The sequence below is a fragment of the Microbacterium sp. UBA1097 genome, from assembly GCF_002313585.1.
In the GTDB taxonomy this organism is placed as follows: domain Bacteria; phylum Actinomycetota; class Actinomycetes; order Actinomycetales; family Microbacteriaceae; genus Microbacterium.
The window spans coordinates 41,731-48,176 of sequence record NZ_DCBW01000021.1; the positions used below are offsets into that span (position 1 = coordinate 41,731).

A 6,446-nucleotide genomic window follows, 5' to 3' on the forward strand; every position below is an offset into this window, starting at 1 on the left:
GGGTTCGGCGCGCAGCTCGGCCGGTCGCACGGATGCCGCACACAACGGAAGCGGGGCCCCGACCCGAAGGTCGGAGCCCCGCTCGCTAGCCGTGAGGCTTACTGGTAGGCGACGTAGTCGTTGTCGGCGGTGTACTCGTAGATGCCGATCGACGCCTCGGTGGGGTCGCCCACGTCGTCGAACGTGATCGGACCGGAGATGCCGTTGTAGTCAGCGACTCCGCCGCCGTTGATGATCTCGGCGCACTCGGCGAACGAGGTGCAGGCAGTACCGTCGCCCGAACCGCCGGACACTTCCTGCAGCTTGTCGGCGATCGCTGCGCCGTCGGTCGAACCGGCGGCCAGAGCAGCGAGCGCGAGCAGGATGACGGCGTCGTAGGACTCGGCGGCGTAGCTGAACTCCGTCAGCTCCTCGTTGCCCTCGTCGGTCCAGAAGGTCTGGAGCGAGTCGGTGAAGTCGGTGATCGTGTCGATCGAGAGACCAGGCAGCGTGCCCTTGGCGCCTTCAAGCGATCCACCCACGTCGATGCCGTTGCTACCGAAGTTCGACAGGTTGCCGTCGACGAAGTACAGCTTGTCGGCGGGCACGCCTGCGGCGAACAGCTCGGGCAGCATGGTCTTGACCTCTTCGAACGTGATCAGGGCGATCGCGTCGGGGTTGGCAGCGACGACCTCCGAGATCTGAGCCGAGAAGTTCGTGTCACCCGTGTTGTAGGTGGGCTCGGCGACGACGGTCCCGCCCGCGGCCTCGAACGCGTCCTTGACGAAGCTCGCGAGGCCGGTGCCGTACGAGTCGTTGAGGACGATCATGCCCAGGGTCTGCGCACCCGACTCGGCGATCAGGTTTCCGAGCACCTCACCCTGCAGGGTGTCAGACGGCGCCGTGCGGAAGTAGAGGCCGTTGTCGTCGTAGGTCGAGAATGCAGCCGAGGTATTGGCGGGCGAGAACTGGATGACGCCGGCGCCGACCACCTGGTCGATGAACTGCAGCGAGGTGCCCGATGAGGCAGCACCGATGATCGCGGAGACGCCCTCGTTGAGAAGACGCGGGATCTCGGTCTCGTAGGCCTTGTTGTCGGTGTCACCCGAATCGCCCTGGATCATCTCGATGGTCACGCCCGCGTTTGCGGCGTTGACCTCGGATGCGGCGTACTCGGTACCCGCGATTTCCGGCGGGCCGAGGAAGGCCAGGTTGCCGGTCACGGGCAGCGCCGTGCCGATCTTGAGGTCGAGGGATTCGCCCGCGGGCTCGCTGGTACCGTTCCCGCCGCCAGAGTCGCCGGCGCAACCCGCCAGGAAGACCGCGCTGACACCGACCACGGCGATACCGCCGAGGATCGAGCCGGCGCGGGATCGTGTGAAGACGCCCATGATGCTCCTTGCTGTGAATGGATGCGGGTCGCCAAAGAGCCCGCACAGTGCCAATAACTTATCCGCGGACTGGTCTCGCGTGTGTTGCGGTGCGTTAACGATGTGTAACGCCGTCAAATCGTTACCTGGCGCCGGTATCCGTCGCGATCGACGGCGCGGGAATGCCGGGGATGGGCGTATCGTTGAGATGCATACCCCTCAGGGGTATCGAGATAGCCGTACTCTCACGGGAGGAACCCGCCATGACAAACCACGAATACGTCGTCACCGGAATGACCTGCGGCCACTGCGAGCACGCCGTGCGGGACGAGGTCTCGCGAATCCCGGGCGTATCCGCGGTCGAGGTCAGCGCTGCAACCGGCCTCCTGACGGTCACCGCCGAGACCCTCGACGACACTGCAGTGCTGACCGCCGTCGACGAGGCCGGCTACCAGGCCGCGCGACGGTGACGACAGCCGCACCTGCCGGCGGGGGCAGCTCAGCACCGATCGAGCTTCAGATCGGTGGGATGACGTGCGCCTCGTGCGCCGCGCGTATCGAGAAGCGACTGAACCGGATGCCGGGGGTGTCGGCATCCGTCAACTACGCCACCGAGAAAGCCGTCGTCCGAATCGATGACGTCCCGGCGAACGCGAACGAGTCGCGCGCCGATGCTGCAGCCCTCATCGCCGAGGTCGAACGCACCGGGTACACGGCCACAGTGCCCGCGCCGCCGGTGCCCGAGACCGACGAGCCGGCGACCGATCCCGAGCTCGCCTCGCTGCGCCAGCGCCTGATCGGGGCGGCGGTGCTGTCGGTGCCGGTGATCCTGCTCGCAATGATCCCCGCGCTGCAGTTCACCTACTGGCAGTGGGCATCGCTGGCGCTTGCCTCACCCGTCGTCGTGTGGGCTGCGTGGCCGTTCCACCGCGCCACGGCGATCAATCTGCGCCACGGCGCTGTCACCATGGACACTCTCGTCTCGATGGGGGTCTCGGCCGCCTACCTGTGGTCGCTGTACGCGCTGTTCTTCGGCGGCGCCGGGATGCCGGGAATGACCCACGGCTTCACGTGGATCGCGCAGCCGGGCGAAGCCGGAAACACGATCTACCTCGAGGTTGCCGCGGGAGTCACGACCTTCCTGCTGCTCGGTCGCTACCTGGAGGTGCGCGCGAAGCGGCGCGCGAGCCAGGCAGTTCGGGCACTGCTGGAGGTCGGCGCAAAGGATGCCGCGCTGCTTCGCGGTGGCGCGGAGGTGCGGGTCCCTGTCGCTCAGCTTCGCGTCGGCGACGAATTCGTCGTGCGCCCCGGCGAGCGCATCGCGACCGACGGGGTTGTCGTGTCGGGGACCTCGGCCGTGGACACCTCGACGATCACGGGCGAGTCGGTTCCCGTCGAGGTCAGCGAGGGTGACGCGGTCGTGGGCGCGACGGTCAACGTCGGGGGCCGTCTCGTGGTGCGCGCCACGCGCGTGGGCGAGCAGACGCAGCTGGCGCAAATGGCGCGCCTGGTGGAACAGGCTCAGGCTGGCAAGGCCGAGGTACAGCGACTGGCCGACCGCGTCGCGGGGGTGTTCGTGCCGATCGTCATCGTGATCGCCGTCGGGACTCTCGTGACCTGGCTGCTGCTCGGCGGAGGCACGGCGTTGGCGCTGACGGCGGCGATCGCCGTGCTGATCATCGCCTGCCCGTGCGCACTGGGACTGGCGACACCGACAGCCCTCCTGGTCGGCAGCGGCCGCGGCGCGCAGCTCGGCATCCTGATCAAGGGGCCGCAGATTCTGGAGTCGACCCGGCGCGTCGACACTGTCGTGCTCGACAAGACCGGAACCGTGACCGAGGGCCGGATGACGCTCGTGGACGTGCTGCCCGTGCCGGGCGAGGATGCCGCCGAGGTGCTGCGTCTGGCCGGTGCGGTGGAGTCTGCATCCGAGCACCCGATCGCCCGGGCGATCGCGGGTTCCGCGGCGGCCGGGGGCCCGCTTCCCGAGGTGGGATCGTTCTCGTCCGTAGCGGGGCGCGGGGCGACGGGGGTGGTCGACGGCCACGCCGTCGCGGTCGGATCGCTGGGCTTGCTCGCCGAGTGGTCGGTGCACCCGGATGCCGAGATCACGGCATCCATCGAGCGCGCCGGCGCGAACGGGACGACCGCCGTTGTCGTCGCATGGGATGGGAAGGCTCGCGGCATCCTCACCGTCGCGGACTCGGTGAAGCCCTCGAGCACTGCCGCCGTCGCCCGGCTGCGCGAGCTCGGGCTGGAGCCGATCCTGCTCACCGGTGACCACGACGCCGTGGCGCGTCGCGTGGCAGATGAGGTCGGCATCCGCGAGGTCATCGCCGGGGTGCTGCCCGCCGAGAAGGCCGCGCAGATCGAGAAGCTTCAGGCGCGCAGCCGAGTCGTGGCAATGGTCGGCGACGGCGTCAACGACGCGGCGGCGCTCGCGCAGGCCGACCTCGGTATCGCGATGGGCACGGGAACTGACGCCGCCATCGAGGCCTCCGACCTGACGCTTGTGCGCGGAGACCTCCTGGGCGCGGTCGACGCCATCCGGCTGTCGCGGGCGACGCTGCGCACGATCCGTGGGAACCTCTTCTGGGCGTTCGCCTACAACGTGGCGGCGATTCCGCTGGCTGCCCTCGGGCTGCTGAACCCCATGATCGCCGGTGCGGCGATGGCGGCATCCAGCGTCTTCGTCGTCGGCAACAGCCTGCGGCTCCGCCGCTTCCAGAGCATTGACCCGGCTGTCGGATCCCGCACCACACCCAACGAACGGAGCCCGCGATGAGCGACGCCCTGGAGACGACCCCGCACGGGGCGACGGATGCCGAGCATGATGCCCACGGGCCGGCGGGCCATCACGGGTATATCGGCGACAAACAGCGCTACCTGAACCGGCTGAAGCGCATCGAGGGGCAGGCTCGCGGCATCCGTTCGATGGTGGAAGACGAGAAGTACTGCATCGACATCCTCACCCAGATCAGTGCCACCACCGCCGCGCTGGAGTCTGTCGCGCTCGGCCTTCTCGAAGACCACCTGCGCCATTGCGTCGTGGATGCCGCGAGGCAGGGCGACGAGCAGGCCGAGGAGAAGATCCGCGAAGCCTCGGCAGCCATCGCCCGCTTCGTGCGCTGACGCACGCTGGCGCCACTCACCCGTTCGGCTGTCCCCCGCCGCCATTCACCCGTTCGGCTGTCACAGACTGTCGCTCGCGGGCGACGGATGCTGCAGTCTGTGACAGCGGAACGGCGGGGTCGGTGCGGCGGCGCGGGCACGGGGGCGCCGCGGCGCGGGAGCGCGAGGCGGGCGGATCAGCTGTATTCGGCGACGTCGCTGACCCCGCGGGCGCGTCGCGCGAACACGACCGAGTCGACGGTCAGCACCGCGAGCGCCACCCACACGAGCGCGAAGCCTACCCAACGCTCGGGCGGCATCGGCTCGCCGAGGATCCAGGCCCCCGTGATGAACTGCATGATCGGCGCGATGAACTGAAGCAGCCCGACGACGGTGAGCGGCACACGTCGAGCTCCGGCGGCGAACAGCAGCAACGGCACGGCTGTCGCGGCGCCCGCGAGACTCACCAGCACGACATGCCAGAGACCGTATGCGCCGACGGAGAGACCGGTCGTCAGTGACGTGACCACCAGCAGCACGATCGCGAGCGGTGTGAGCCACGCCGACTCGAGGGTGAGGCCGCTGACGGCATCCACCGAGGGCCCGATCCGTTTCTTGATCAGGCCGTAGATGCTGAAGGATGCCGCGAGCGTCAGCGCCACCCACGGGACCGTGCCGTAGCCAACGATCGTGACGATGACAGCGATGCCCGCGATCGCGATCGCGATCCACTGCGTCAAGCGCAGCCGCTCGCGCAGCACGAGGACGCCCAGCAGGACCGTGGCGATCGGGTTGATGAAGTAGCCGAGGCTCGTCTCGATGACGTGACCCGACAGGGTCGCGAGGATGAACACCTGCCAGTTGACGTAGATGACAGCTCCGGCCAGCGCCGTCCAGCCGAGCAGCCGTGGCTGACGCACGATCGCGAGAAACGGCCGCCAGGCGCGCATGACGGTGAGCAGGAAGATGCAGAAGACGAGGGAGAGCAGGATGCGCCAGCCGACCAGCTCCCAGCCGGTGATCGGCGCCAGCAGGATGAAGTAGAGCGGCAGGAATCCCCAGAGGAAGTACGCCGAGAACGCGAAGATGCCGCCGACGAGCCGCTCGCGTGCAGCCTCTGCCGGCGCTTCCCGGGCCAGGTGCGCGGCATCCGATCCGGCGATCTCTGCCGCCCCAGATGCCGGAATGTCACCGGTCGCGGGCGCCGAGCCCCCATCCCCCGGAACCGATTCGCGCGCCACTCACTCAGCCTAGGGCGCGCCGGCGACCCTGCGGCGCGCGTCTGTCGCGCAGCCGCAGTGTCCTCCGGCCGAGTCTCGGCAGATTCCTGCCACGCCCCGCTGCGCGTGCTGCGCCCTGCCCAGCTTGCTGAACCCACACCTCCGTCGCCGAGCCCACAGGGTTCCGCGCGCGAATCGTGTGGGGTCGGCCGCGGTGCTGTGGGCTCGCGGGGATGGGCGGGGCAAAACAGACGGGGCCCGGATGCCGCAGCATCCGAGCCCCGTCGAAGAGTTGTCGACTCAGCGGACGACGACCGCCAGCACGTCGCGAGCCGAGAGCACCAGGTACTCGTCGGCGCCGAACTTCACTTCGGTCCCGCCGTACTTGCTGTAGATGACGCGGTCACCGACGGCGACGTCGAGCGGAACGCGGTTGCCGTTGTCATCGATACGACCGGGTCCGACTGCGACGACCTCGCCCTCCTGGGGCTTCTCCTTCGCGGTGTCGGGGATGACCAGACCACTCGAGGTGGTCTGCTCGGCCTCGACCTGCTTGATGACGATGCGGTCCTCGAGCGGCTTGATGGAAACCGACACGGGTCTACCTCTGCTTTCCTTGAGATACCAAGACTCGTTAGCAACCTCACACCGAGAGTGCTAACGCAAGTGTATTGAAGCTCTGGCACTCACGCAACGCGAGTGCCAATCCGGATGCCGTGACTTCAGCGCCCCCGCGCCCGACCGGCGACGCCCGATCCACCGGCGA

At 68.6% G+C, this 6,446-nt stretch carries 6 protein-coding genes; 3 read left to right on the forward strand and 3 right to left on the reverse strand.

Going from position 1 to position 6,446, the window contains the following annotated elements; translation table 11 throughout:
* Window positions 1-98: 98 nt before the first annotated feature.
* The gene (locus tag B4F19_RS06305) at window positions 99-1,370 is read right to left on the reverse strand and encodes an ABC transporter substrate-binding protein (RefSeq protein ID WP_292726826.1); all 1,272 of its coding nucleotides are present in this window, start codon (window positions 1,368-1,370) and stop codon (window positions 99-101) included.
* Between the two features lie 242 nt (window positions 1,371-1,612).
* On the opposite strand from B4F19_RS06305, the gene B4F19_RS06310 reads away from it, so the two are divergent.
* Genes B4F19_RS06310 through B4F19_RS06320 form a run of 3 tightly spaced genes read left to right on the forward strand, consistent with a single transcriptional unit; the run spans window position 1,613 to window position 4,481 of the window.
* A complete protein-coding gene (locus B4F19_RS06310) occupies window positions 1,613-1,819 on the forward strand; it encodes a heavy-metal-associated domain-containing protein (protein WP_292726827.1) in 207 nt (68 codons plus the stop codon).
* Complete coding sequence (locus tag B4F19_RS06315; RefSeq protein WP_292733474.1) at window positions 1,816-4,134, forward strand: heavy metal translocating P-type ATPase; 2,319 nt, start codon at window positions 1,816-1,818, stop codon at window positions 4,132-4,134. Before B4F19_RS06310 ends, B4F19_RS06315 begins: the two co-directional genes overlap by 4 nt.
* The gene (locus tag B4F19_RS06320; RefSeq protein WP_292733477.1) at window positions 4,131-4,481 is read left to right on the forward strand and encodes a metal-sensitive transcriptional regulator; all 351 of its coding nucleotides are present in this window, start codon (window positions 4,131-4,133) and stop codon (window positions 4,479-4,481) included. The genes B4F19_RS06315 and B4F19_RS06320 overlap by 4 nt, the downstream gene beginning before the upstream one ends.
* Window positions 4,482-4,657: 176 nt before the next feature.
* Here B4F19_RS06320 and rarD read toward each other — a convergent pair whose 3' ends face one another.
* Window positions 4,658-5,623 carry an EamA family transporter RarD gene (rarD, locus tag B4F19_RS06325; protein ID WP_414683152.1) on the reverse strand — a complete coding sequence of 322 codons (966 nt, stop codon included), beginning with the start codon at window positions 5,621-5,623 and terminating at the stop codon, window positions 4,658-4,660.
* A gap of 357 nt (window positions 5,624-5,980) precedes the next feature.
* Entirely contained in the window at window positions 5,981-6,277 is a 297-nt protein-coding gene (gene groES / locus B4F19_RS06330) for a co-chaperone GroES (protein ID WP_228177199.1), read from the reverse strand.
* Between the last annotated feature and the right edge of the window lie 169 nt (window positions 6,278-6,446).

Coding starts and splice junctions, on each gene's coding strand:
- B4F19_RS06310 (WP_292726827.1), top strand. CDS start 1,613: ATGACAAACCACGAATACGTCGTCACCGGAATGACCTGCGGCCACTGC.
- B4F19_RS06320 (WP_292733477.1), top strand. CDS start 4,131: ATGAGCGACGCCCTGGAGACGACCCCGCACGGGGCGACGGATGCCGAG.
- B4F19_RS06305 (WP_292726826.1), bottom strand. CDS start 1,370: ATGGGCGTCTTCACACGATCCCGCGCCGGCTCGATCCTCGGCGGTATC.